The 24,606-nt window shown below is 62.3% G+C and carries 25 protein-coding genes; 16 read left to right on the top strand and 9 right to left on the bottom strand.

The window, feature by feature from the left end; translation table 11 throughout:
- The first annotated feature begins 195 nt into the window (after window positions 1-195).
- The 3 genes from mnmM to B5F28_RS09315 all read left to right on the top strand — a co-directional run bounded on the left by mnmM (window position 196) and on the right by B5F28_RS09315 (window position 4,939).
- Window positions 196-1,059 (top strand): tRNA 5-(aminomethyl)-2-thiouridylate-methyltransferase MnmM, encoded by an 864-nt coding sequence (gene mnmM / locus B5F28_RS09325; RefSeq protein ID WP_087295535.1) that lies wholly within the window; start codon window positions 196-198, stop codon window positions 1,057-1,059.
- A 146-nt stretch (window positions 1,060-1,205) separates the two neighbouring features.
- A complete protein-coding gene (locus B5F28_RS09320; RefSeq protein WP_087295533.1) occupies window positions 1,206-2,801 on the top strand; it encodes a peptide chain release factor 3 in 1,596 nt (531 codons plus the stop codon).
- A gap of 122 nt (window positions 2,802-2,923) precedes the next feature.
- Window positions 2,924-4,939: an AAA family ATPase gene (locus B5F28_RS09315; RefSeq protein WP_087295531.1), complete on the top strand. Its 2,016-nt coding sequence runs from the start codon at window positions 2,924-2,926 to the stop codon at window positions 4,937-4,939.
- Window positions 4,940-5,008: 69 nt separating this feature from the next.
- On the opposite strand, the gene B5F28_RS09310 is transcribed toward B5F28_RS09315, so the two are convergent.
- Genes B5F28_RS09310 through B5F28_RS09300 form a run of 3 tightly spaced genes read right to left on the bottom strand, consistent with a single transcriptional unit; the run spans window position 5,009 to window position 8,433 of the window.
- A complete protein-coding gene (locus B5F28_RS09310; protein WP_087295529.1) occupies window positions 5,009-5,557 on the bottom strand; it encodes a biotin transporter BioY in 549 nt (182 codons plus the stop codon).
- A gap of 35 nt (window positions 5,558-5,592) precedes the next feature.
- Window positions 5,593-7,131: a M23 family metallopeptidase gene (locus B5F28_RS09305; RefSeq protein WP_087295527.1), complete on the bottom strand. Its 1,539-nt coding sequence runs from the start codon at window positions 7,129-7,131 to the stop codon at window positions 5,593-5,595.
- A gap of 48 nt (window positions 7,132-7,179) precedes the next feature.
- Window positions 7,180-8,433 carry a murein hydrolase activator EnvC family protein gene (locus B5F28_RS09300; protein ID WP_087295525.1) on the bottom strand — a complete coding sequence of 418 codons (1,254 nt, stop codon included), beginning with the start codon at window positions 8,431-8,433 and terminating at the stop codon, window positions 7,180-7,182.
- 162 nt (window positions 8,434-8,595) lie between these two features.
- Here B5F28_RS09300 and B5F28_RS09295 point away from each other — a divergent pair, with 162 nt between their 5' ends.
- The gene (locus tag B5F28_RS09295) at window positions 8,596-9,615 is read left to right on the top strand and encodes an alpha-hydroxy-acid oxidizing protein (RefSeq protein WP_087295523.1); all 1,020 of its coding nucleotides are present in this window, start codon (window positions 8,596-8,598) and stop codon (window positions 9,613-9,615) included.
- Between the two features lie 67 nt (window positions 9,616-9,682).
- Here the strand turns inward: B5F28_RS09295 and B5F28_RS09290 are convergent, their stop codons facing one another.
- Complete coding sequence (locus B5F28_RS09290) at window positions 9,683-9,895, bottom strand: hypothetical protein (protein ID WP_087295521.1); 213 nt, start codon at window positions 9,893-9,895, stop codon at window positions 9,683-9,685.
- A 131-nt stretch (window positions 9,896-10,026) separates the two neighbouring features.
- Entirely contained in the window at window positions 10,027-11,079 is a 1,053-nt protein-coding gene (gene mutY / locus B5F28_RS09285) for an A/G-specific adenine glycosylase (RefSeq protein ID WP_087295519.1), read from the bottom strand.
- Window positions 11,080-11,244: 165 nt separating this feature from the next.
- Here mutY and B5F28_RS09280 point away from each other — a divergent pair, with 165 nt between their 5' ends.
- From B5F28_RS09280 to B5F28_RS09230, 11 genes are all read left to right on the top strand, one after another.
- On the top strand, window positions 11,245-11,619 hold the full coding sequence (locus B5F28_RS09280) for a GntR family transcriptional regulator (RefSeq protein ID WP_164474886.1): 375 nt from the start codon (window positions 11,245-11,247) through the stop codon (window positions 11,617-11,619).
- Between the two features lie 21 nt (window positions 11,620-11,640).
- Window positions 11,641-12,537 carry an ATP-binding cassette domain-containing protein gene (locus B5F28_RS09275; RefSeq protein ID WP_087295517.1) on the top strand — a complete coding sequence of 299 codons (897 nt, stop codon included), beginning with the start codon at window positions 11,641-11,643 and terminating at the stop codon, window positions 12,535-12,537.
- Complete coding sequence (locus tag B5F28_RS09270; RefSeq protein ID WP_087295515.1) at window positions 12,530-13,177, top strand: hypothetical protein; 648 nt, start codon at window positions 12,530-12,532, stop codon at window positions 13,175-13,177. The genes B5F28_RS09275 and B5F28_RS09270 overlap by 8 nt, the downstream gene beginning before the upstream one ends.
- A 19-nt stretch (window positions 13,178-13,196) precedes the next feature.
- Complete coding sequence (locus B5F28_RS09265) at window positions 13,197-13,877, top strand: hypothetical protein (RefSeq protein WP_087295514.1); 681 nt, start codon at window positions 13,197-13,199, stop codon at window positions 13,875-13,877.
- Window positions 13,878-14,022: 145 nt separating this feature from the next.
- Window positions 14,023-14,934 (top strand): CPBP family intramembrane glutamic endopeptidase, encoded by a 912-nt coding sequence (locus tag B5F28_RS09260; protein ID WP_158097563.1) that lies wholly within the window; start codon window positions 14,023-14,025, stop codon window positions 14,932-14,934.
- Window positions 14,935-15,007: 73 nt separating this feature from the next.
- A complete protein-coding gene (locus tag B5F28_RS09255) occupies window positions 15,008-15,763 on the top strand; it encodes an exodeoxyribonuclease III (RefSeq protein WP_087184908.1) in 756 nt (251 codons plus the stop codon).
- A gap of 204 nt (window positions 15,764-15,967) precedes the next feature.
- The gene (locus B5F28_RS09250) at window positions 15,968-16,855 is read left to right on the top strand and encodes a DUF368 domain-containing protein (RefSeq protein ID WP_087295510.1); all 888 of its coding nucleotides are present in this window, start codon (window positions 15,968-15,970) and stop codon (window positions 16,853-16,855) included.
- 152 nt (window positions 16,856-17,007) lie between these two features.
- Window positions 17,008-17,529 carry an RNA polymerase sigma factor gene (locus B5F28_RS09245; RefSeq protein WP_206423070.1) on the top strand — a complete coding sequence of 174 codons (522 nt, stop codon included), beginning with the start codon at window positions 17,008-17,010 and terminating at the stop codon, window positions 17,527-17,529.
- Window positions 17,526-18,095 (top strand): anti-sigma factor family protein, encoded by a 570-nt coding sequence (locus B5F28_RS09240; protein ID WP_087295508.1) that lies wholly within the window; start codon window positions 17,526-17,528, stop codon window positions 18,093-18,095. The genes B5F28_RS09245 and B5F28_RS09240 overlap by 4 nt, the downstream gene beginning before the upstream one ends.
- A gap of 88 nt (window positions 18,096-18,183) precedes the next feature.
- The gene (locus tag B5F28_RS09235; RefSeq protein ID WP_158097562.1) at window positions 18,184-18,696 is read left to right on the top strand and encodes a hypothetical protein; all 513 of its coding nucleotides are present in this window, start codon (window positions 18,184-18,186) and stop codon (window positions 18,694-18,696) included.
- Window positions 18,697-18,710: 14 nt separating this feature from the next.
- Window positions 18,711-19,676 carry a hypothetical protein gene (locus B5F28_RS09230; protein ID WP_087295504.1) on the top strand — a complete coding sequence of 322 codons (966 nt, stop codon included), beginning with the start codon at window positions 18,711-18,713 and terminating at the stop codon, window positions 19,674-19,676.
- A gap of 80 nt (window positions 19,677-19,756) precedes the next feature.
- Here B5F28_RS09230 and B5F28_RS09225 read toward each other — a convergent pair whose 3' ends face one another.
- Genes B5F28_RS09225 through B5F28_RS09210 form a run of 4 tightly spaced genes read right to left on the bottom strand, consistent with a single transcriptional unit; the run spans window position 19,757 to window position 22,844 of the window.
- A complete protein-coding gene (locus B5F28_RS09225; protein ID WP_087295502.1) occupies window positions 19,757-20,185 on the bottom strand; it encodes a GtrA family protein in 429 nt (142 codons plus the stop codon).
- A 30-nt stretch (window positions 20,186-20,215) separates the two neighbouring features.
- Window positions 20,216-20,449, bottom strand: coding sequence for a phosphopantetheine-binding protein (locus B5F28_RS09220; protein ID WP_143424726.1), 234 nt, complete (start codon window positions 20,447-20,449; stop codon window positions 20,216-20,218).
- A gap of 23 nt (window positions 20,450-20,472) precedes the next feature.
- The gene (locus tag B5F28_RS09215; protein ID WP_143424725.1) at window positions 20,473-21,972 is read right to left on the bottom strand and encodes an AMP-binding protein; all 1,500 of its coding nucleotides are present in this window, start codon (window positions 21,970-21,972) and stop codon (window positions 20,473-20,475) included.
- Window positions 21,969-22,844 (bottom strand): VanW family protein, encoded by an 876-nt coding sequence (locus B5F28_RS09210; RefSeq protein WP_087295496.1) that lies wholly within the window; start codon window positions 22,842-22,844, stop codon window positions 21,969-21,971. Before B5F28_RS09210 ends, B5F28_RS09215 begins: the two co-directional genes overlap by 4 nt.
- 232 nt (window positions 22,845-23,076) lie before the next feature.
- On the opposite strand from B5F28_RS09210, the gene B5F28_RS09205 reads away from it, so the two are divergent.
- Complete coding sequence (locus tag B5F28_RS09205; RefSeq protein WP_087295494.1) at window positions 23,077-24,438, top strand: MFS transporter; 1,362 nt, start codon at window positions 23,077-23,079, stop codon at window positions 24,436-24,438.
- Window positions 24,439-24,606 lie beyond the last annotated feature (168 nt).

Here is a 24,606-nt window from a genome sequence, read left to right as displayed (position 1 = left end):
CTCCAATGAAACGCCGCTTCTGCGGCCCCTTGCTTATCGTTCTGGTTATAGTCTATCCGCCCGCCGTGAAAAACATTTTATGGCCGGGTGAAAAAACTGTGAAATCCATGTATAATTGGTATGATTCCGGGCGCGGAATGATGCCCGGGCTCATACCATATAAGCATATCATATTTGGAAAGGCAGGGCAATGGCGTGCGGGTGATACGTGAAGGAGAAGAATTCCTGTTATATAAAGAAAAACTGCTTGTGGGGCGGTGCAGCTGTGTTCAACAGGGCGAGGGCTGGCAGCTTGCCTCCTTCTGGGTGGACCCGGCCTGGCGGCGGAAGGGCTACGGCAGCTTTTTGCTGCGGCAGGTGCTGAAAAGCACCGGCGGATATACCGGCGAAAGCCTGCATTTTCTGACGCTGGGGGAGAGCCCGGCTGAGAAGGCGCTGGCGGAAAAATTCGGCTTTTCCCCTGCCGGGAATCTCTGGCGCAGGCACCGGGTGCCGGACCCCACCGCGGTTGGCCTGACCCACGATTTTCTGCGGCAGAATCTGCTGCCCGGCGGCTTTTTTGTGGATGCCACCTGCGGCAACGGGGGCGATACGGAATTTTTGTGCCGTCTGGCCGGGCCGGGGGGCCGGGTGCTGGCGCTGGATCTGCAGCAGCAGGCAGTGGACAACACCAATGCCCGGCTGGCCGCGGCGGGCCTTTCGGACATTGGCCGGGCGGTGCAGGCGGACCACGCAAATCTGGCACAGCTGGTGGAAGCGGGCAGCGCGGACTGTGTGGTCTTCAACTTCGGCTATCTGCCCGGGGCGGACCACAGCCTGTTCACCACCCCGAAAAGCAGCCTGCCCGCGGTGGAGGCCGCGCTGGCGGCGCTGCGGCCCGGCGGAATTCTGGCGGCCTGTTTGTACAGCGGCGGCCCCAACGGTGACGGGGAGAAGAATGCTCTGCTGGAATTTTTCCGGGCGCTGCCCATCCGGGAATACACGGTGCTGGTGTGTGAGTTCGCCAACTGGGCGCCCACCGCGCCGCTGCCCTGCTTTGTGCGCAAAAAGGGCTGGTGAAAAGCCCGAAAACCCTTTGTTTTTGCGCATTTCCCCTTGCAAAAGCCCTTTTGGATGTAATAATATATAGAGTGTTGTGTTTTTAAAGGACCAAACCTCGTGCGGCGCGTGTGTGCCGCCCCAGAATATAAGGAGGACAAGCATCTATGGCCGATTTACGGCAAGAGATCCAGCGCCGGCGCACCTTTGCGATCATCAGCCACCCGGACGCCGGTAAAACCACCCTCACCGAAAAGCTGCTGCTGTACGGCGGCGCGATCCAGCAGGCAGGCAGCGTTAAGGGCAAGCAGAGCGCCCGCCACGCGGTCAGCGACTGGATGGAGATCGAGAAGCAGCGCGGTATCTCGGTTACCAGCTCGGTGCTGCAGTTTGAATACGACGGCAAATGTGTCAACATCCTGGACACCCCCGGTCACCAGGACTTCTCGGAGGACACCTACCGCACCCTGATGGCCGCCGACGCGGCGGTCATGGTCATCGACGCCGCCAAGGGCGTTGAGGCCCAGACCATCAAGCTGTTCAAGGTGTGCACCCTGCGTCATATCCCCATCTTCACCTTCATTAACAAGATGGACCGTGAGGCCCGGGACCCCTTTGACCTGATGGAGGAGATCGAGAACATTCTGGGCATCCAGACCTATCCCATGAACTGGCCCATCGGCTGCGGCAAGGAGTTCAAGGGCGTGTTCGACCGGGAAAGCCGCCACATTCTGGCCTTCCAGAGCGACGGCAAGGCCAACGGCGTGAAGATCCTGGACAAGATCGAGGCCGAGCTGGGCGATCCCAGCCTGGACGAGCTGATCACCGCGCCCCTGCATGAGAAGCTGGCCGAGGACATCGAGCTGCTGGACGGCGCCAGCTACGACTTCGACATGGAAGCCGTGCAGACCGGCCGCCTGAGCCCCGTGTTCTTCGGCTCTGCGCTGACCAACTTCGGCGTGGAGCCCTTCCTGAAGGAATTCCTGCGCCTGTCTCCCAGCCCGCTGCCCCGCAAGAGCGGCGACGAGCTGGTCGAGCCTGCCCAGAATACCTTCTCCGGCTTCATCTTCAAGATCCAGGCCAACATGAACAAGGCCCATCGGGACCGCATTGCCTTTATGCGCATCTGCTCGGGCAAGTTCGAGCGCGGCATGGAGGTCACCCACGTGCAGGGCGGCAAGAAGATCAAGCTGGCCCAGTCCACCCAGCTGATGGCTCAGGACCGGGCCACCGTGGACGAGGCCTACGCCGGTGATATCATCGGTCTGTTTGACCCGGGTATCTTCTCCATCGGCGACACCCTGTGCACCGGCAAGGAGAAGATCCAGTATGCGGGCATTCCCACCTTCGCGCCCGAGCATTTCGCCCGGATCACTCAGGTGGACACCATGAAGCGCAAGCAGTTCGTGAAGGGCATGGAGCAGGTGGCCCAGGAGGGCGCCATCCAGATCTTCCGCGAGCTGAACGGCGGCATGGAGGAGGTCATCGTGGGCGTTGTGGGCGTGCTGCAGTTTGAGGTGCTGGAGTACCGGCTGAAGAACGAGTACAACGTGGACATCCGCATGCAGAAGCTTCCCTTCGAGCACATCCGCTGGATCGAGAACGAGGACCTGGACCCGAAGGATCTGGACCTGACCAGCGACACCAAGCGCATCGAGGACCTGAAGGGCAACAAGCTGCTGCTCTTCACCACCCCCTGGGCCATCAACTGGGCCCAGCAGCACAACGAGGGCCTGGAGCTCAGCGAGTTCGGCAACGTGTGATTTTCAAACAAGGCATCCGGCCAGCGGCTGGATGCCTTGTTTTTTTTCCGCAAAACGGCCGCGGTCTGTGGTACAATAAGGGCAGATGACTGCCGCCAGACGGCAAAAGGAGGGCGCGAGCCATGGGAGCAAGCGATTGGGAAGACCTGATGAACGGAGTGTTCGGCCCCGGCGGGCGGCTGCGGGCGGGTGCGGCAAAACCGGCCCAGAGCCAGAAGCCGGCACAGGATGCACAGCAGACATTGCAAAAGAATCAGCAGGCGCTGAGCGAAGCGCTGGCCCGCCAGGCCGAGGAGATCAGCCGGCTGGGGGGCGAGCTGGAGCACACCATGCAGCGGGACGGCCTGCTCACCGAAGCCGAGGCACAGGCGGCCCGGCGCACTGTGCTCACCCCTGCGCAGGCGGACGCCTTTGACGGGCTGGAGGAAACGCTTGGAAAAAGCGTGCTGGGTCAGCCGGAATTCCTCAAACAGCTGGTGAGGGCCTTCAAGCGGCCCTTCGTACTGGGTACGGCGGGGGAAACCGCCCGGGGTGTGCTTTTGCTCCACGGCCCGGCGGGCACCGGCAAGCACACGGCGCTGGAGGCCATTGCCCGGGAAATGGCGGACCGCAAGCTGCTGAGCGGGCCGCAGATCGCCTGGATGGACCTGGGCCTTTACCCGGGCCCCGGGCAGGAGAAGCTGTTTTTGCAGGACCTGTACAGTGCGTTGAACGGACCGGGGCAGATCCTGGTGTTCTGCCATTACGAGCGGTGCCACCCGGGCTTTCTGAACATGCTGGCGGCGCTGGCCCAGACCGGCAAGGCCCCGCTGAACAGCCGCTATGCGGTGCAGAAGGGAATGCTGGTGGATGTGGGCACCGCTCTGGTGCCGGATGCGGTGAGCCAGCTGACGCCCCGGGGAAAGTATCTGGTGTTCCTGAGCGAGAAAGGCCCGGAAAAGCTGGCGGACCGGATGGGTGCGGGCATGGTGAACGCGCTGAGCGATGTGTGCGCCACCCGGCCCTTCACCGAAGAGGAGCTGTCGGCCATTGCCGGGCGCGGGCTGGAGCAGCTGACCGAGCATGCGGCCCGGCAGCTGAAGCTGACCGTCACGGCGGATGAGGATTTCAAGGCGCTGGCCCGGCGGCAGGCAAGCCCCGGCCGGGGCGCGGAGCCCATCGGGGAATTTTATGACCGGTGCTTTCAGGCGCTGGCAGAGTATAAGCTGGAAAAAGAACCGGCGGTGGGCGCGGCGGCTGCGCTCACGGCCCCGGAGAGCCGGGCGCTGGTCGTGGTGGACGGCGGTCAGCCGGAGGATCTGCTGGGCCTGCTGCGGCAGGAGTATACCGGCATGCTGGACGAGGTGGACCGGGAGCTGGAAAACATCGTGGGTCTTGCCGAGGTGAAGGACTACGTGCTGCGCCTGAAGGACAGCGTGCAGGCTAACCAGCGCCGGGCCCAGGCGGGTATGAAGACCGGGTCGGTTTCCATGCATATGATCTTCGCGGGCAATCCGGGCACCGGCAAGACCACCATCGCCCGACTGGTAGGCAAATATCTGAAGGCCATCGGCGCGCTGCGGGGCGGCCAGCTGGTGGAGGTGAGCCGGGCGGATCTGGTGGGCCGCTATGTGGGCCACACCGCGCCCCTTACCAATCAGGTGATCCGCTCGGCGCTGGGCGGCGTGCTGTTCATCGACGAGGCCTACTCCCTCTACCGGGGCAAGGACGACAGCTTCGGACTGGAGGCCATTGACACGCTGGTGAAGGGCATGGAGGATCACCGGGACGATCTGGTGGTGATTCTGGCGGGCTATTCCAGAGAGATGGAGCAGTTTTTGACCGCCAACAGCGGCCTTGCCTCCCGTTTTCCCAACAAGATCGAGTTCCCGGATTACACCGGCGAGGAGCTGTGGCGCATTCTGGAGCTGAATGCAAAGGGCCGGGGCTACCGGCTGGCGGAGGGCTGTCAGGCACCGCTGACCGAATGCTTCACCCGGGCGCAGGCAGAGAATGCCGATGAAAACGGCAACGGCCGCATGGCCCGCAATCTTCTGGAACGGGCGATTCTGAACCAGAGCCGCCGTCTGGCCGCGGAGCCGGAGGCTGCGCTGGACGAGCTGACACTGGGGGATTTTGCGCTGGAGGAAGCCGAATAAAAGAACAAAGCGGAAGGCCCGCTGCATTTGCAGCGGGCCTTCCGTTTTTGTTGTGTTGTGAAAAGCCGATCAGCAGACAGTGCCTGCAGGGCGGAGTGCCCGTGCCAGGCGGCGGCCGATGACCAGCGCCAGGACCAGCTTGATGCAGTCCGGCAGGATAAAAGGTACTACACACATGGCCAGCACCGCAGGCAGACTGTAAACATTGCCGTTTGCAGCCGACACCCGGATGAACCAGATGGTGCCGAAGGCATAGCAGGCCGCCAGTCCCAGCAGGCAGCCTGCCGTGCAGCGGACCGGCTCGGGCAGGGGAAGCCACTGGGTCAAAAGGCAGGCAAAGCCGATGAGGGCGAAGCCCACGATGTAGCCGCCGGTGGGGCCGATCAGCGCGCCCGGACCTCCGGAAAAACCGGCAAAGACCGGCAGGCCGATCAGGCCCAGCAGGATATAGACCAGAATGGCCCCGGTTCCCTGACGGGGCCCCAGTGCCGTCAGCACCAGAAAGATGCCGAGAGTCTGCAGGGTGAAGGGCACTGCCGCCGGAATGCTGATCCAGGCGCACAGAGCAATGATTACCGCCCCCATGGCAGTGCGGGTAAGGGTTTGGGTTTTATGCATGACAACGCTCCTTGGAAAATGGGAAACGGACGGGCTCAGAAGAACAGCCCGCCGGTTCCGCGCCAGGCATCCCAGGGATTCACAGGGATGTCGCCCACACGCATCTCGCAGATCACATGCCCCTGAGTGGTGCCGATCTGCTGGCCCTGGGTCACGAAGTCGCCCTCGTCCACATCCCGGCGGCCCAGCAGATAGAACAGGCTCTTCACGCCGCAGCCGTGCTCGATCACCACCACACGGCCAAGACTGCCGTTGGTCTCGGCATAGACCACCCGGCCGGCAGCGGGAGCTACCACGGTACTGCCGGAGGTGGTGGCCAGCGTTACGTTGATGCTGCGACGGGGCGCGATGTTGGCGTTATAGGCGGCGATCTGGTCCAGCGGGATGGCCGCGTTCAGCGGGTCGGTGGGGTCCAGCCGGTCGGTGTATTCCAGCACCGCGTAGTCCCGCAGGATCTTGCCCTCCACCGGTTGGATGAAGGAGCCGTCCCAATAGATGTCCGGATCGTTGATCTCCCACAGGAAATCCATGTTCTTGGGCAGTGCGCCCACATAGGGGATGGCAGAGGTGCCGTCGATGGTGTAGGTGTCCAGCTCACGGCGCTGCCGCCCGTACACCTGCACGGTCTCGGTAACGGTCTGGCCGTTCACGGTGGCGCTGATGGCATATTCGCCCGCCATCTGGTTGTAGTCCACCGGCACAAAGGCTACCCACTCGCCCTGATACTGGGTAAACGGGATCTCGGCCAGCTCGGTGGTCAGGGCGGGAACCATATCGCCCAGCACACCCTCCAGCCGCACGCCGATCACGCTGCCCTGGGTAACGCCGGTGCCCGAGAGCACCAGCCGGGGCTGGGCCTCCAGCTGGAAGTTGAACTGATAGGTATAGGAGCCCTGGGCACCGGTGGATTCCGGGGAGGTCACCGTGAGGGTGGCGGAGTAGGCTCCGTTCTCACTGAAATGGAAGTCGTTGTAGGCAGCTGCGTCTCCCTCAAACAGGGTTTCGCCCGCCTCGTTCTGAATGGTCAGCTGGGCGGTGGTATATTCCGGCAGCGCCAGTTCCGGGTGGCTTTCGCTCACCAGCTCAAGATCCTGCCAGCTGCTGCCCGGCTTTTTGGAGAAGTCCCGGTGCAGGAAGCCCATCACCGGCACCGACCAGTCATAACCGACGGCATCCAGTGCCTGACCTGCCCAGCTCACCTCGTATTGGGGCAGGCTGTTCAGGCTCACGTTCCGGTACATGCTGAAGAAGGTGCCGCCCAGAAGCAGCGCCAGCAGAACTGCCACCAGCACAATCCACCGCAAAAGCGAGGTGGAGGCGCTGAACAGGCGTGCGCCAAAGCTGAGGGGCACGTCCTCCTCCCAGTCGTATTCCTCCTCATCCAGATACTCATCGTCTTCCGGGTCAAGAAATTCGCCGTCCTCTTCCGGTTCCTCGCCGGAAGTGCCGCTGCCGTTTTCCTGTTCGGGTGCGGCCTCTTCAGTGGCTTGCAGGCCGTTTTCCGGCTGTGCCTCGTCCGTTTCGGAACCGGGCTGAACGCCGCTGTTCACCGGCTGCTTTTCGTCTTTGTTCAATGATTCCACCTCACATCAAGGGTTTGGGCCGCGCGGGGCGCGGCGGGTTCAGGGCTGGAAAAACAGCCCGCCTGTGGTCTGGGTCAGCTTGGCCGGGTCCACGCTCTTGTTGCCCACCCGGACCTCCCAGATCAGGGTGTTCTGCGCGTGGCCCAGAACCTGGTCCTGGGTCAGGACCGAGCCCACGGAAACGTTCAGATCCTGCAGGTGATACAGATAGCTTTTCACGCCGCAGCCGTGGTCGATCACCAGGGTGTTGCCGGTGAGCAGCAGGTTTTCCGCCAGCAGCACCTTGCCGGGAGCGGGGGCGATCACCTCGCTGCCGGGCGTGGTCACGTAGGTAAGGTTGGTGGCTTGTCCCGCACGGGAGCCGTCATCTGCGATAAGATATGCGCCGTAGGGCTGGAATATGTTGCCCTGCACCGGGGGCGAGAACCGCCCGGTCCACAGCTTTTCATTGGTGCCCTGGGTGTAGAAGCCGTAAATCTTGTCCCGGAACTGGGCGTTGGCCTCGGCGGTGGCGTCGCCGCCGCTCAGGGTCGTGGTGGTGTACTGGCTGGCCCCCACCGTGAGGGTGGCGGTCAGGGTTTCGCTGCCCACCTCCACCGTGATGGTATGGTCACCGCCCGGGGCGTTATAGGGAATGCCCAGGTAGCCGATCCAGCCGCCGCTTACCGGGGCGAACCAGACCTGGCCCAGATCGGTATCGGCCACCGGCGGGTCGGACTGCTGGCCCAGAAGGCCGTTCACATAAATGGCCGCAGTGTCGCCCTGCCGCACCGATTCACTGGAAAGGGTGATGCTGGCCGCGGCGCTTACGGTAAAGCGGCACTGGTACTGGTACCAGCCGTAGGCCTTGCCCGGGCGCTGGCCGGTGTCCTCACAGCCGGCACGGATGGTGAGCAGATAAACGCCGTCTTCGGGGAAGGTGTAGTCCTTCCACTGGGCGGCGCCGCCCTCGAACAGGGTTTCGCCCTCCTTGGTCTGCAGCAGCAGGGTGGTGGCGCTCTCGGTCATGCCCTCGGCCAGCACCAGCTCGGCGTTGGCGGTGGTGATGGGTGCCTCCAGAGTCTGAATGGCCGAACCGGGGCTCAGGTCCAGCTCCCGCCAGACCATACCGCCCAGGATGGGCACCGTCCACTGGTAGCCCACCGGCTCGTCCAGGGTCTGACCTGCCAGGGTGATGGCCTTTTCCGGCAGATCTTCTTCGGTAATGTGGTAATACAAAAAGGCGAGGCTGCCTCCAACGATGGCCCCGGTGAACAGGGCAACCATGAGCAGCCACAGGAAAAATCGTTTCATCCAGCGGCCTCCTTTTCAGGCAGTCGGTAAAATGGGGCACAAAACCCCATAATATGTATCATTATACCATATTTGCCGCCAATGCACAGCAAAAAATCCATGGCTTGACACACCGGGCGCGCCGGGGCTAGAATCAAAAGCAGCAAAGGGAGGAATGAAACCATGACCTATCAGGAAATGCTCGCCGCTGCCCGCACCTGCAGCGGCCCCTACTGCAAGGCGTGCCCGGTGTGCAACGGCCGGGCCTGCGGCTCTACCATACCCGGCCCCGGAGCAAAGGGCACCGGCACTGTGGCGGCGGCCAACTATGAGGCCTGGCAGAAGATCTGCGTGAATATGGACACCATCTGCGACAATAAGCCGGTGGATACCCGGTTTGAATTCTTCGGCGAGACCTATGAGCTGCCGGTGTTTGCCGCGCCGGTGGGCGCGGTGAAGCTGCACTACGGCGAGAAATTCACCGACCATGAATACAACAGCATTCTGGTGCCTGCCTGCACACAAGCGGGCATCGCCGCCTTTACCGGCGACGGCACCGACCCCAGTGTGTTTCTGGCGGCGGCACAGGTGATCGGTCAGTCGGAGGGGCGGGGAATCCCCACCGTGAAGCCCTGGGACCGGGACACTCTGTTTGCCAAGCTGGACGCGGCGAAGGCCGCTGGTGCGAAGGTGTTCGCCATGGACATCGACGCCGCGGGCCTGCCCTTTTTGAAGGGCCTGAACCCGCCCGCCGGCCCCAAGACCGTGGAGGAGCTGCGGGAGATCATCGAATACGCGGGCGTGCCCTTTCTTCTGAAGGGCATCATGACCGTGAAGGGCGCCGAGAAGGCGCTGGAGGCGGGGGCCGCGGGCATCGTGGTATCCAACCACGGCGGCCGGGTGCAGGATGGTGTGCCGCCCACGGCCCAGGTGCTGCCCGCCATTGCGAAGGCCGTGAAGGGCCGGATGATGATTCTGGTGGACGGCGGCATCCGCAGCGGTCTGGATGTATTCCGGGCACTGGCGCTGGGCGCGGACGCTGCCCTGCTGGCCCGTCCCTATGTGACCGCCGTATACGGCGGCGGGGCCGAGGGTGTGGCGCTGCTCACCGCAAAGCTCAAGGCGGAGCTGCAGGATACCATGGCCATGTGCGGGGTGCACAGCCTGGCCGAGATCGGCCCCGAGCTGATCTGGCAGGCGTAAGCCGAAACAAACGAAAAAATGCCGCCGGGGGATTTCCCCGGCGGCATTTTTGTGCTTGTTTGATGAATCAGGCCTCGTCCACGGGCTCCTGAACTTCGTCGGCGACGTCCACGTCCTCCTCGGCGCTGAGGGGTTCGTCGTCAAAGTCCTCGCTGAACAGCAGCTGCTCGTATTCGTCCAGCTCCTTCTCGCGGCGGCGGATGTACAGCCAGGCAGCGGTCAGTGCACCTACGGCACCAGCCAGAAACAGCAGAACGGCAACAAAGGTAGAATGCTTCATAATCGATTCCTCCTTGAGTATGGCCGGGCAAAATGCACCGGTCCGGAATTCGTTGTATATAGGTTTATTATATCCCGCCGGGCGGTGGAATACAATATGAATTTGTGAACATGCACGAAAAAGCGGATGTTTCAGCCCTCTGTTTCCAGCAGCGGGCGGAAGGCCTTGAAGGCTCCGGGCAGGGTGTACTGCTGCTCCAGTGTGGCCCGGTCTGCCCACACATAGCCGGCGGGAAGCGGAGCTGCCCCGGCCTCGGCCTGCCAGCCGCTCATGCGCCACTCGATGTGGCTGAAAATGTGCTTGGCGGGCTTGAGGGGATTGCCAAGCCGGACCGAAAGGCCAAGGGCCGCCAGCCGATCGGCGGCCTCCTGACGGGAGAGCTCCGCCTCAAAGAGGACGGGCTGCCACAGTCCGGCCAGCAGGCCGGCGTTCGGGCGGCGCTGGAGCAGCCAGCCCTTTTCGCTTCTGACCAGCAGCACCGTGACCGGCTGAATGCGGCGGGCTTTGGCGGCTTTTTTCACCGGCAGGGTGTTCTGGGTGCCGGCCTGGCGGGCTCGGCACAGGTGGGCCAGCGGGCAGGCTTCGCACAGCGGCTCGCCGTTGGGCAGGCAGACCAGCGCACCCAGCTCCATCAATGCCTCGTTGTAGGGGCCGGGCGCCTCCGGCGGCTGGTGCTCCATCACCCACTGGGTATAGGCCTTTTTGGTTTTGGGGTCCGCGATGTCCCGGTCGTCGTTGTACAGGCGGCTGAACACCCGCAGTACGTTGCCGTCCACCGCGGGCACCGGCAGATGGAAGGCGATGGACCCGATGGCCCCGGCGGTGTAGTCCCCGATGCCGGGCAGCGCCAGCAGCTTTTTATGGTCGGCGGGCAGCTGGCCGCCGTATTCCTGGCACACGATGCGGGCCGCCTTCTGCAGATTGCGCACCCGGCTGTAGTAGCCCAGCCCCTCCCACAGCTTGTGCAGCTTTTCCTCGTCGCACTCGGCCAGGTCCCGGATGGTGGGCAGGGCCTTCATCCAGCGGTCGTAATATTCCAGCGCGGCGGCCACCCGGGTCTGCTGCAGCATGATCTCGCTGACCCAGATGTGATAGGGAGTGGGGTCCTGCCGGAAGGGCAGAGTACGGGCGTTCTTGGAAAACCAGGCCAGCAGGTCCGGTGCGATGGGGGAAAGAGTGGGCATGGGTGTTTTCTCCTTTTGGGTTGTCTCTGGGTAGTATACCACGTCTGGGGCGGCGGCAAAAGCCTTTTTGCGCCCGACGGACCTTGACAGATTCTGCCATAGGTGGTATAGTTAGTTACACAAGTAATGAACTAATAAACAAGAGGCGGAAAGGAGGCCGAGGCTGTGAATGGAACGCTGAACGATCAAAGTTCCATCTATCTGCAGATCGCAAAAATGCTGGAGGACAGCATCCTGCGCGGCATCTACCAGGAGGGCGAGCAGGTGCCCAGCACCAACGAGCTGGCAAGGCAATACAGCATCAACCCGGCCACAGCAGCAAAGGGCATCAACCTGCTGGTGGATGAGGGCGTGCTGTACAAAAAGCGGGGCATCGGCATGTTTGTGGCCGAGGGTGCGGTGGCGCTGGTGCAGCAAAAGCGCCGGGCCGCTTTTTACCAGCAGTATGTGACCGCCCTGGCAAAAGAGGCGAAAAGCCTGGGCCTGGGCGAGGAGGAACTGGCCGGCATGATCCGCCGGGCCTACAGCGAGGCCCAGTAAGGGCCGGGGAGGAACATGAGTATGGAACAGATGGCATTGAAGGCCGTGGGCCTGAACAAGAGCTTTGGAACCAAAGAGGTGCTGAAAAACCTGGACCTGACCATCGAACCGGGCCGCATTTATGGCCTGATCGGCCGCAACGGGGCGGGCAAGACCACTCTGCTGGCCCTGCTCACTGCCCAGCTGGCGGCGGACGGCGGCCGGATTACCTATGGCGATGCACCGGTGTGGGAGAACCCGGCGGCGCTGAGCCGGCTGTGCTTTTCCCGGGAGTTTTCCGGCGCGCCCAACAGCGTGGCCGCCGGACTGAAGGTGAAGGACTATTTCCGCATCGCCTCCATCTATTACAAAAACTGGGACGACGCCTACGCCCACCGGCTGGCCCAGCGGTTCGGACTGGAGGAGAATAAGCGGATCAATAAGCTGTCCAAGGGCATGCTGAGCATGGTCACCATCGTGGTGGCACTGGCCAGCCGGGCGCCTATCACCCTGCTGGACGAGCCGGTGGCGGGCCTGGATGTGGTGGCCCGGGAGCTGTTCTACAAGCTGCTGCTGGAGGACTACGCCGAGACCGGCCGCACCTTTGTGGTGTCCACCCATATTATTGAAGAAGCGGCCGCCGTGTTCGAGGAGGTCATCATCCTGGACGAGGGCCGCATTGTGGAACAGGCCCCCACTGAGGAGCTGGTGGCGCAGTTCCACCTGATCAGCGGCCGGGAGGACGAGGTGGACGCGGCTGCGGCGGGCCTGACAGTGTTTGCCACCGAGCGGATGGGCCGTCACAAGGCGGTAACGGTGCGCTGCAGCGAAAATGAGCTGGTGCAGGCGGTGCGCGGCCGGGATGTGGATGTGACCGCGCTGAACCTGCAAAAGGTGTTTGTGGCCCTGTGCGGCCACGGGGAGGTGCAGGATGGTTAACAACATCAGAGCTTTCTGGCGGTATCCGGCCACCGGGATGGGCATACTGTTCGGGTTTGTGTTGTTCTGCCTGGCGAGTACGGCACTGTTTGGGCCGGACTCCATATTTTCCACCTATATCCGGGGCGGCGTGATGGTGTTCTTTATCATGTGCCCGATCCTCAGCTCCTCAACGGTACGCAGCCTGGTGAACATCGGCCTGGCCATGGGTGCGGTGCGCAAAAGCCTGTGGGCCACCATGGAGCTGGCCATCGCCGCACAGGCGCTGGTCTGCCTGCCCATGCAGGCATTGCTGGACTGGGGCGTGTCGGCTTTTATGCCGGAAGATGCGGGAATTCTTCTCACCCTGCCGGCAAAGGGATTTTCCGGCCTGGCGCTGTTTTTGCTGCTGTGGGCCATGGGGGCCATGGGCGGCTGGCTGTCGCTGGTGCAGAAGACCGGCTGGAAGATCTTCGGCTGGGGACTGGTGGTTCTGCTGTATCTGGGATACATCGCCGCCATGGTCGCCCACATGATCTTCTCGTTTTTCGGCATGAATACCATCCTGTGGGGCATCTGCGGCGCGAGCCTTGTGATGGGCGGCGCGGCCAGCTTCGGGTTGTACCGCCAGTGCCGCACTGCTCAAGTGAACTGGCTGTGAGGAAAGGAGCGGACGGGAAATGAAGAAAGAGACGCTGCGCCGCCAGTGGCTGCTGTACGGCAGCGGGCTGGACTGGCAGCTGGGCGCGGTGGCCGTGTTCTGGCTGCTGATCGAGGGCGTCACGGCGGTGGCGCTGGCCATCACCGGGGAAAAGACCACGGTGATCCTCTCCGCCATGATCTGCCTGATCCTGCTGGCCTTTGTGAGTGTGTTCACCGGGCTTCAGCGGGTGAACCGGGTGCTCACGCTGGGCATTGCCCTGGGCGGGACCCGGCGGCAGCAGGTGCTGCGCTGTGTGGCCTGGCATCTGGGCGGCGCACTGGCAAGCGCTGTGCTGCTCTTCGGCTTGAATGGGCTGAGTCATCTGATCTACCGGCTGGCCTATGCGCCCCGGGGCATTGTGCTGGACATGGACGGCCTGGCCCTGCTGCCCACGGTGGAGTGGCTGTTGATTTTGCTGGCCCCGGTGCTGCTGAGCATCTGCGTGGCGGCCACAGTGAATACGCTGGGCCCCAAAGGATATTGGGTCGTGTGGGTGCTGTGGATGCTGATCTGCTTTTCGCCCAAGTATCTGATCGAGCTGTATGAGAAAAGCCCCGCTGCTCTGTGGACGCTGATGGCAGTACTGACGGTGGTGCTGCTGGGCTGGACGGTCTGGGCGGTGCGGCGGCTGCTGCACTGGACGGTACGGGAGCTGTAAATTCGATGATTTTGTGAAAAGAGCGGGATGTGCCGAAGTTTGGCGCATCCCGCTCTGGCGTTTAAGGGCCGGGTGTGGTACACTGGGGATGTTATTCCAAGTGGGGCACAGGGAAAAAGGCCCCCAGGCAAAGGAGGCGGTAATAATGCCGCAGAAAAAACGAAATGATTTTGCCGTAGCAGTGGGCCTGTTGGGCCTGGGCTTTACCTGCATGCTGGTGATCAGTATGCTCGGGGCCAGCCTGATGACCATGGCGGCGGTGTGGACGACGGACAAGGTGACCACCGATCTGCTGTTGCTCCTGAACGATGTGGGAATTTACGGCCTGGGGCTGCCGGTGCTGCTGGCCATCGGGCATTTCCTGCCCAGCACAGCGCCCTTTCCGCTGCGGCCGGTGCGGGCGCTGCGCCCGATCACCTTCGCCCGGGCGGCGGCGGTGGGCTATGGCAGCTGCATGGTCGTCAACCTGGCGTCGCTGCTGCTGCTCACGGCGATTCGCACCCTGGCAGGCCTGCCGGAGGGCGACAGCGTGAACGGAATGATGGATCAGGTTTCGCCCTGGGCGTCGCTGATCCTGATCAGCCTGGTGCCCGCGGTGGCCGAAGAGCTGGTGTTCCGGGGCTATCTGTACCGCAAGCTGATCCGATTCGGCCAGTTGCCCTATATCCTGATCTCTGCTTTCTTCTTCGGCAGCTTCCATGGCAATCTGGATCAGTTCTTCTACGCCTTCGTGCTGGGCTGCTGGCTGGGATATCTGGTTTGCCGTACCGGCAGTGTGGTCTACGGCATGCTGATTCATCTGTTTATCAACTTCTTCAGCAGCTGTGTGCTTACCAGCGCAGGTGAGAGCGCGGTGGCCAATACGCTGCTGGGCGCCTGCATTCTGGTGATGGCGGGCTGGGGCCTGGTACAGCTCTGGGACTTCCACCGCCGCTTGTTCGTGCGCCCTGCCACCGGCCTGCCGGCGCATCCGGTACGGGCGGTGCTGCTCAACCCGGGTATGATTCTGTGGTTCATCACCTTTTTGGTTGTGTGTGTGCTCAATCTGCTTGGGTGAGCGCGCTGCCCCTTGCAAGCAGCAGCAAAATTCGATATAATCAGGAAAAGTTACTGATTCTGGAGGACTTGCGATGAAATTCATCAGCTGGAACGTGAACGGCCTGCGGGCGGTGCTGAAAAAGGGCTTTGCCGAAAGCTTTGCTGCCCTGGACGCGGATATCTTCTGCTTGCAGGAGACCAAGTGCCAGCCCGGTCAGGCGGAATTTGAGCCGGAGGGCTACACCGAATATTTTTACAGCGCCGAGAAGAAGGGCTATTCCGGCACGGCCTGCTACTGCAAGCAGCCGCCGCTGAGCGTGCGCTACGGCATCGGACCGGAGGAGCACAGCCACGAGGGCCGGGCCATCACGCTGGAATACCCGGAGTTCTACCTGGTGAACGTTTACACCCCAAACGCCCAGGAGGGGCTGGCCCGCATCGACTACCGAATGCAGTGGGAGGATGACCTGCGCGCCTACCTGATGGAGCTGGACAAGGAAAAGCCGGTGATCTACTGCGGTGATCTGAACGTGGCCCACAACGAGATTGACCTGAAGAACCCCAAGACCAACCGGGGCAACGCGGGCTTCTCGGACCAGGAGCGGGAGAAGATGACCCGGCTGCTTGCCAGCGGCTTTGCGGACAGCTTCCGTGCCCTGTATCCGGACAAGACCGGCGCCTACAGCTGGTGGAGCTACCGCTTCAACGCCCGCAAGAACAACGCGGGGTGGCGCATCGATTATTTCATTGTGTCCGACCGGCTGATGGATAAGGTGAAGGACAGCGTGATCTATGCGGACATCGAGGGCAGCGACCACTGCCCGGTGGGTCTGATCATCGATTTGTAAATCGGCTGAAAAGAAAAACAGCGCCCCACCCGGGAATTTACCGGGTGGGGCGTTTGTACAATTCTGCCTGAGAGAGATAAATCACGCCGTTTCTCTTGCATACAGAGGTAGGATAGGATATAGTTAAAAGGTCAGGCCAAAAGCAAAGGCCTGACCGAGAACGAGAGAAAACCCTGATCCATAAGAAAGGAAACGCGGTTTATTATGAAAGCTTTACTGGATATCCTGCGCGGTATCGTGATCGGTATCGCAAACATCATTCCCGGCGTGTCCGGCGGCACCATGGCGGTGTCCATGGGCATCTACGACAAGCTGATCAGCGCGGTCACCGGCCTGTTCAAGCATTTTAAGGAGAGCATGAAGCTGCTGATTCCCCTGGGCATCGGCATGGGCATCGGCATCGTGGGCTTCGGCTTCTTGCTGGAGTACCTGCTGGAGGCCCATGTGCTGGCCACCTGCCTGACCTTTGTGGGTCTGATCCTGGGCGGTCTGCCCATCCTGTGGATGAACCTGCGCAGCAACGTGGCCAAAAAGCCCAGCCGCCGCATCGGCGCGGGCGAGGTCATCAGCTTCCTGGTGCTGCTGGCCATCGGCGTGGGCCTGCCTCTGCTGCAGGGCTCCGAGGGCGCGGTGAAAACCCTGACCCTGAATCCGGGCACCGCTGTGGTGCTGTTCCTGCTGGGCCTGATCGCCAGCGCCACCATGGTCATTCCCGGTGTGTCCGGCAGCATGGTGCTGATGGTGCTGGGCTACTACAGCACCATTCTGGCGCTGGTCACCGGAACCGTGACCATGCTCAAGGATATGGACATCGGCGGCGTGATCAACAACTGCCTGCTGCTGGCTCCCTTCGGCGTGGGCGTGGTGCTGGGCATCTTCCTGATCGCCAAGATCATTGAGTACCTGTTCCAGCGTTTCCCCAGCCAGACCTTCGCGGCCATCATCGGCCTGATCGTCTCCTCTCCCTTTGCCATCCTCTATTCCGCCGACGCTCTGAGCGGCTTCTCGGTGGTGGAGCTGGTGGTTGGCCTGGTGCTGGCTGTGCTGGGCGCCTGGGGCACCTGGCTCATGGGCAGCAAGGAAGAGGCCTGATTTCTGCCACAGAAAACGAGCAAGCGGCATGCCGCCTGCTCGTTTTTTTGTGAGCGTTAAAAAATTCTTTGGATTTGTGAAGAAAACCTCCTTTCAGGTTCGTTTTATTCGGCGAAGGGGAAAACAAGCAAGGGAAGGGGGCGTTCAGCCGAGTGACCAATGCACAGTTCAGCGCACTGGTGGAGCAGTATCAGAAGCTGGTCTATACCGTGTGCTACCAGCTGGTACGGGATCACCAGCTGGCCGAAGACCTGACCCAGGATACCTTCGTGGCGGCCTTTTCCCACATGGACGACTGCCCTCCCGAGCACTACAAGCCCTGGCTGGCCCGCATCGCGGCCAACAAAGCCCGTGACCATTTGAAGAGTGCCTGGAACCGGCGGGTGACCGCCCCCGGAGACGAGGCCATGCCGGAAACGGCAGCGGTGGGCGCCGCACCTCCCGGGCCGGAGGACCTGACCGTAAGCGAGACCGAGGCCGCAGCCATTCGCCAGATGGTGAAGGACCTGCGGGAACCCTATTATCAGGTGTCGGTGATGTATTTTCTGCAGGAGCGCAGCGTGGATGAAATCGCCCGCGCCCTGCGCCGCCCGCCCAAAACGGTGCACACCCAGCTGTATCGGGCCAAACGCCTGCTGCAGCAGCAGATCACAGAAAGGAGACAGGCGCAATGACGGAACTGTTTTTACAAACCGGCCATCTGAGCGACGAGGGACTGCAGGCCCTCATCGACGGAATGCTGGATGAGATGCAGCGGCTGGAAGCCGCGGAGCACCTGAGCTTCTGCGACGAGTGCCTGGCGCGATATACTGCACTGCTCACCGGGGATGTGCTGGAGGAGCCGGAGCAGGATGTGACCCTGCCGGTGATGCGCAGGCTGCGCCGCCGGGCAGTGAAGATCGCCTGGAACCGGTACGCGGCCGCGGCTGCTGCGGTGGTCATCACCGCGGGCCTGTGGTACAGCGGGGTGTTTGGCGGCGCGATGGAGGCACTGGCCGTTCAGCCGCCCGCCCTGGAGCAGACCGCACAGGAGCAGCAGCCCGGCCCGCTGGGTCAGCTGCTGGAGCGCATTGAGGGCAAGCCCAACCGGCCGGACAACGGCCTTGGCCCGGAGCACCGGCCCGACAATATCCATCAGCTGGATGAGCCGGACGATGAGCCGGATGAGGAACCGGAGCAGGAAACCGATGGTGGCCTGGGCCAATGGCTGAGCCAGTTCCTTGACCGGAATGAAAACTGATTAAAACGACTGAATGGGAGCGTGTGACAATATGATCAAAAATGGATTTTTGACCTTTTGCTTTTCCTTTATCCCGGGCGCGGGGCAGATGTATCAGGGATACATGAAGCGCGGCCTTTCTCAGGTGACGGCCTTTGTACTGCTCATCGCTTTGGGAGCGGGATTGTTCGGACCCATCGCGGTGTTTGCCGCCGTGGTGTATATGTACAGCTTTTTCGATTCGCTGAACCTGCGCAGCCAGCTGAAGATGGGCATCTGTCCGCCGGACGATTACCAGTTCAATCTGGATGAGCTGAAGGGTTTGGCCCGGCTGGCCATGCAGCGCCACAATCTGGTGGGCTGGGGCCTGGTGCTGCTGGGCGTGTGGGGCCTGTACTCCAACTTTATCTATCCCTGGGTGTGGGACCTAGCCGACATCTTCGGCTACGACAACCCGGTGGTGAATGCGGTGCGCTCTCTCATCAACAACCTGCCCACGCTGGCGGTATCGGTGGTGTTTGTGTATGCGGGTGTTCGCCTGATCCGGGGCTTCGGCATCCAGAAGGGCGGCGAGCTGCCCCAGGGGCTGGATGAGGACTTCACCGAATACAAGGGCGAGTAAGGGAGGAACAGGCAATGAACCATATAGATTTTGAACCCATGACTCCCATGGAAGAAAACACACAGGCAACAGAGCAGGCTGCGGCGCCGGAATACACCCGGCAGCCCCGGCGGGACAAAATGCCCCGCCCCGCTCAGCCCAAGGTGCGCCGGGTAGGATTTTTCACCCTGGGCGTCGCGCTGATCCTCACCGGCGGCTGCATTGCTGCCAGCCTGATGCTGCAAAACTTCCCGCTGCTCACGGCGGCAAAGCTGGCCCCGCTGGTGCTGGTGGCGCTGGGCGTGGAGGTGCTGTGGGCCAATGCCCGCAAGGGTGACGCCCAGCTGAAATACGATCTGCTGAGCATGTTTGTTTGCTTTGTGCTCATCTGCGCCAGCATGAGTGCGGCCACGGTGCCCGTTCTGCTGCGCTATTACGGGCCGGACCGGGAATACACCCAGCAGCGGCTGGAGCAGGAGCTGGAGCAGCAGGTATATGAGAAGCTGCCCACCGGTATTGTGCTGGACGGTTACAGCTATGTGGATCTGAACCGGATGGAGTTCGACAAGGATATGACGCTGGCGGATCTGAAGAGCGAGGATCTGGTGCGGCTGAACCTGACTCTGGCCGGGACCTACGCGGACGAGAATACCTTTGCCGAGGTTTGTGCACAGACGCTGCCCGCCCTGCAGGAGCTGGGTGTGGACCAGGTGGATTTCCACACGGAACACGGCGACGATCAGTGGGAGCTGCAGATCGGCGGTCCGTTCCAGATGAATGCCAGCGCCCAGGAGCTGGCCGGTCAGGTGACCCACATGGTGCGCTACTGGGAGGATGACCAGTACAGCTGGTGGGAGAAGGAAGAGCTGGATGCGTATCTGGCCCAAAAGGCGCAGAACGACCAGCAGGAGCCCCAGCCGGAGGAGGATTCCGTGGAGAGCGCTCTTGAGGAATCCGCCGAGACCGTCACGGAGGAAACAACTGCTGTTGAGAACGGCTGAGCCCCGAAAAACGGAAAAATAACAAAAGCCCCGCCGGGCTGTGCGAAAACGCATGCCCGGCGGGGCTTCCTTTTTGATGATCAGTAGACGAAGGCGTTCTGAATCAGATAGTTGATGACGAACAGTGCCACGTCCACAGGAATTTTTGCTCCCAGCTCCGGCAGACCCGGGAGCAGCGAGACCAGCAGCGCCACCAGAAAGGCGCTGGCCAGAGTCTTGAGCACAGTGAGGATGGTGTAAAGGGTGGCGCTGCGCTGGTGGGCGGTCCGGCTCTGGAACACAAAGAAATAGTTGATCAGGTAGTTCATCAGGCTGGAGAGCACCCGCGCCGCAATGGTTGCGGCGGTGATGTAGACCGCCTCGGGCAGGTAGGGCCGCAGCGCGCAGCACAGCAGCCAGAACGCCCCCAGATCCATCCCGGAGGAAACCAGCGAGGAGGCCGCGAAGGGTACAAAGGTGCGCCAGCCGCGCGTTTCGGCGGCGGGTGTCTGAGAAATTGAAGAATGCATCAGATTGTTCACTCCATAAAAATAACAGGGTTACAGTGCTTCGCGCACAGCAGCCAGAATGGACCGGGCGCTGCGCAGCGCGTCGGGGGAAAGCTGGGTGGGCGAGAGCTCCACGCCCAGGTCCTCCAGCCCCTCGAACAGGGTGATGCGGGCAAGGGAATCCATCAGCCCGCTCTCAATCAGGTCCACGCCGTCCTCCAGCGCCCGGGGCGTGCCGCAGACACTGGCGATCAGGTTCAGGATCACATCGTCGGAAAGCTGCATCAGATATGCCTCCTTTTTTGCGCTCAAAGCAGAAATTCCCGGGTCAGGCGTGCCCGGTCGCATTTGCCGTTTTCGGTCACCGGCAGCGCGTCCAGCCAGACAAAACGGCCGGGCAGCATGTAAGCCGGTAGCCGCAAAGCCAGCAGGCGGCGGGCTTCCTCGTCCGGCAGGCGGGCACTCTCCTCGGCCTGCAAAAAGGCGCAGATGCGGCGCACCCGGCCGTCCGGTGTGCGCTGGGGCAGCACCGCCGCCCGTTCCACGCCGGGCAGGGTGCGCAGCGCGGCCTCCACCTCGCCGGGCTCGATGCGCCAGCCGCAGTATTTCAGCTGATCGTCCAGCCGTCCGGTGCACCAGATATGGCCGTCCTTCACAAAGCCGCTGTCGCCGGTGTGGTACCATTCGCCGGAAAACCGGGCGTCGCCGCTGCCGGGCAGGTAGCCGGAAAACACACTTTCGCCCCGCAGGGCCAGCTCGCCGGCCTCACCTTCGGACAGCACTGTGCCCTCCGGGCTGAGAGCGGCGATCTCCACCGCGGCGTCTTCCACAAGGCCCACCGGCAGGGGACCTTCCCTGAAAGTGGTCAGAGCGTCGGCGGCGTTCACCGCGCACACCGCGCAGGCGGCCTCGGTGGGACCGTAGGCGTTCAGCAGGGATGCGCCGGGGAAGCGGGCCAGGAATTTTTCCGCCCCAGACCGCGGCAGCACCTCGCCGCAGCAGAACACCGCCCGCAGTTTTGGCATCAACACGGGAGAAAAGTCCTTGTCGCACAGGCACAGCTCCAGAAAGGTGGGGGTGCAGACCAGCACCGCCGCGCCGCTGGCCGAAAGCCTCTGGAACAGCAGGGCCGGGTCGGCCAGCTCCTCTCGAGTCAGGCTCACCAGCCGCCCCTGCCCGCAGAAGGCGAGGGTCAGGTCCGCCAGCGAGAGATCGAAGGAAAAGGCCGCCTGCCCCACCACCGTTTCACCGGGGGCAAGGGCCAGACCGGGCCGGGCGGTGAGCCAGCGGGCGAAGTTCGCCAGAGCCCGGCGGGGCACCGGGATGCCCTTGGGCTGGCCGGTGCTGCCGGAGGAAAACAGGATGTAGGCGATCTGCTCCGGGTCGCAGGGCCGGGGCGCGGTCAGCGGTTCTGCGATGCCCGGCTCGCTCATGGGCCAGAGGGGCGCGGCGGGCAGCTGCTCCGGCCAGGGGGCGGGGGCTTCGTCCGCAAACAGCAGGGCAGACGCGCTCGCCTGGCGGAAGACTGCCTCCACCCGGGCGGCGGGCCAGCTCTCGTCACAGGGCACATAGGCCCGGCCCGCCAGCAGGCAGGCCAGCATGCCCACCGGCAGGGCGGGCTGCTTGTGACCATAAAGAAGCACCGGACCTTCGCCCGGCCAAAGCTGCTCCAGCGCGGCGGCCAGCACCCGGGCCCGGGTGAGCAGCTGACCGTAGCTAAGCCCCCATCCTCCGCTTTCGTAGGCGGGCAGATGGGGGCTTTTGGCGCAGCGTGTTACAGGATCGTTCCAGTTGACAGGTTCCTTCACAGGGGATTCTCCTTTTGCATAGGGCAGCACCAGCGGCCACCGTCCTCTTCGCGCAGTTCTTCAGGCGGGATCAGCGCCGGGTCAAACAGCACCCGGGACCGGTTGTCCAGGATCAGGTCCCGGCGCAGCACTGTGCCGGTTGCCCGGTCGATGGTGAGCTTGTACACCTGGCTCAGGCGGTAGTAGCCGTCCTCCAGGCGGGCGTAGTGACTGTTTTCCTCCACCAGCCGGTAGCGGCAGGGGAAGGGCTGCAGGCTTCGCAGCTCGCCGCAGAGCTCGTCCTCCCGCAGCCAGATGAGAAGCTGCACCGGCTGGTCGGTGTCGTTGCGAAAGCGGTAGTCCACATTGTTGTAAAATACCGAGGTGCCGGTGCCAAAGGGCACGGTGCGCCGCTCATCCGGGAACAGGGCATCGGAATGGTGGTGCAGCTCGGTGACGGTGAGGGGGCTGTTCAGCACCAGCCAGTGGATCAGATTCGCCAGCTGGCACAGCCCGCCGCCGATGCCCCGGCCCAGCTTGCCGCCGGAGATGGTCAGCCCCTCCCGGTAGCCCTTGCGGCGGGTGGCATTGCCCACTGTGCGCCAGAAGGAAAAGGTCTCGCCGGGAGCGATGATCAGCCCGTTCACCTTCGCGGCGGCCAGCATAAGGTTTTGGGCCTTGCCCTCCTGCAATGCGGGGTCCACCCCGGCCAGCTTGCGGCGGATCACCGAGCAGTGCCCCTTCACCAGAGCGGGCAGCGGTTCGGCCTGCCGGGCAGAGGCAAACCGCTGGCGGCTCACCATATCCTTTGTGTGGCGCAAAAGCCGTTCCTTGCGCAGCGAGAGCTGGTAGCACACCGGCCCGTATTCACAAAACAGCTTGCGCCGCGCCATGGCAGTTCCTCCTTGCAGTTTTCCGGGGCACCCGGGAAACGTATAAGCTTACGATACAATATCCCGCAGCCAATGTCAAACGGCGAGAGATTGATCTGTTAAAAAATAAACGTATTTGTAAAATGGTTTTTGGTTGTACTTTGGACCGCCCCGTGCTACACTGAACATGGATTACTTCAAAAGTTTGAACAGTTGCCGGAGCCGATTTTGGCCCGGTGGAAAGGTGAGAAAAATGAAACTGCTCAAAGGATATACCAGGGAAGAAAAAAGCTGGATGATGTACGATTGGGCCAACAGCGCCCATTCGGTGATCGTGGTCACCATCCTGCCCATCTTCTACAATACGGTCGTGGGCTATATGGCGGACTCTGCTTCCGGCATGAGCACCTGGGGCTACGCCACCAGTGCGGCCATGGCCATCGTGGCGCTGCTGGCTCCGGTGCTGGGCGTGTTCGGTGACTTCAAGGGCATGCGCAAAAAGCTGTTTGTGGGCTTTATGCTGGTGGGCGTTGTGTCCTGCGCGCTGATGGCCGTCACCCCCATGATGGACTTCATGGAGCCGGGCATGGCGGAAAAGGTGGGTATGGCGGTGCTGGCGCTGTACATCCTGTCCACCATCGGTTTCGCGGGCGCGAACCTTTATTACGACAGCTTTTTGAACGATGTGACCACCGAGGACCGGATGGACAAGGTGTCCACCATGGGCTACGGCATGGGCTACATCGGCGGCTCCACCATCCCGCTGCTGGCATTTCTGATTTTGAACCTGGTGCTGGGCAGCGATAAGATGCTGTTCTGTTTGTCCTTTGCCTTCGGCCTGACCGCCGTGTGGTGGCTGGTATTCAGCATCCCTCTGCTGAAAAACGTGGAGCAGAAGAGCTACAACGAAAAGACCAAGGGCGCTGTGGGCCACGCGCTGCGGGGCCTGGGGAGTACCGTGAAGGAGATCTTCCATCACAAGGCCATGTTCGTGTATCTGATCGCCTACTTCTTCTACATCGACGGCGTGAATACCATCATTCATATGTCCACCAGCTACGGCGATACCCTGGGTCTGGATTCCACCAGCATGCTGCTGGCGCTGCTGCTGGTGCAGGTGCTGGGCCTGCCCTTCTGCCTGCTGTACATCAAGGCCAGCGAGAAATTCGGTGCCCGCACCATGGTGGGCGTGGGCATCTGCATCTATGTGGGCGTGACCATCTTCGGCTTCTTCCTGCGTGAGGTCTGGCAGTTCTGGGTGATGGCCATCATGGTGGCCACCAGCCAGGGCGGCATCCAGGCGCTGAGCCGCAGCATGTTCGGCAAGATGATCCCGGACAAAAAGCGCAGCGGTGAGTTCTTCGGCTTCTACGATATCTTTGGCAAGTTCAGTGCCATCATGGGCCCGGCCCTGGTGGGCTGGAGCAGCGCCATCGCTTCGGGTGTGGCCCTGAACAAGATGGGCCTGACCCGCGCCACCGCCAGTGCAGAGGTGCTGGCCCAGGTGGACACCGCGGCCGCGCCCTGGGGCATTCTGAGCCTGCTGTTGATCTTCTTTGTGGGCGGCGGGTTGTATTTCTTCGTGCTGCCCCGCTACCTGAACGAGAAAAAGTAAAATACAAAAAGTAAAATACAAAAAGAAAACCGCCCCGGGGCAAAAAACGACTGGCCCCGGCGGCGGTTTTCTTTTATAATCTAGATAGAATCGAAAAAAAGCGGGCGCGCGGCCCGCAGGACCCCCGGCCCCCAGACAGGCCGGGGCAAATGGTGCTGCCACGAAAAC

It is taken from the genome of Gemmiger sp. An194, assembly GCF_002160145.1.
Classification (GTDB): Bacteria; Bacillota; Clostridia; order Oscillospirales; family Ruminococcaceae; genus Allofournierella.
The sequence above is the reverse complement of the archived record's forward strand: the minus strand, read 5'-3'. Positions and strand labels throughout refer to the sequence as shown.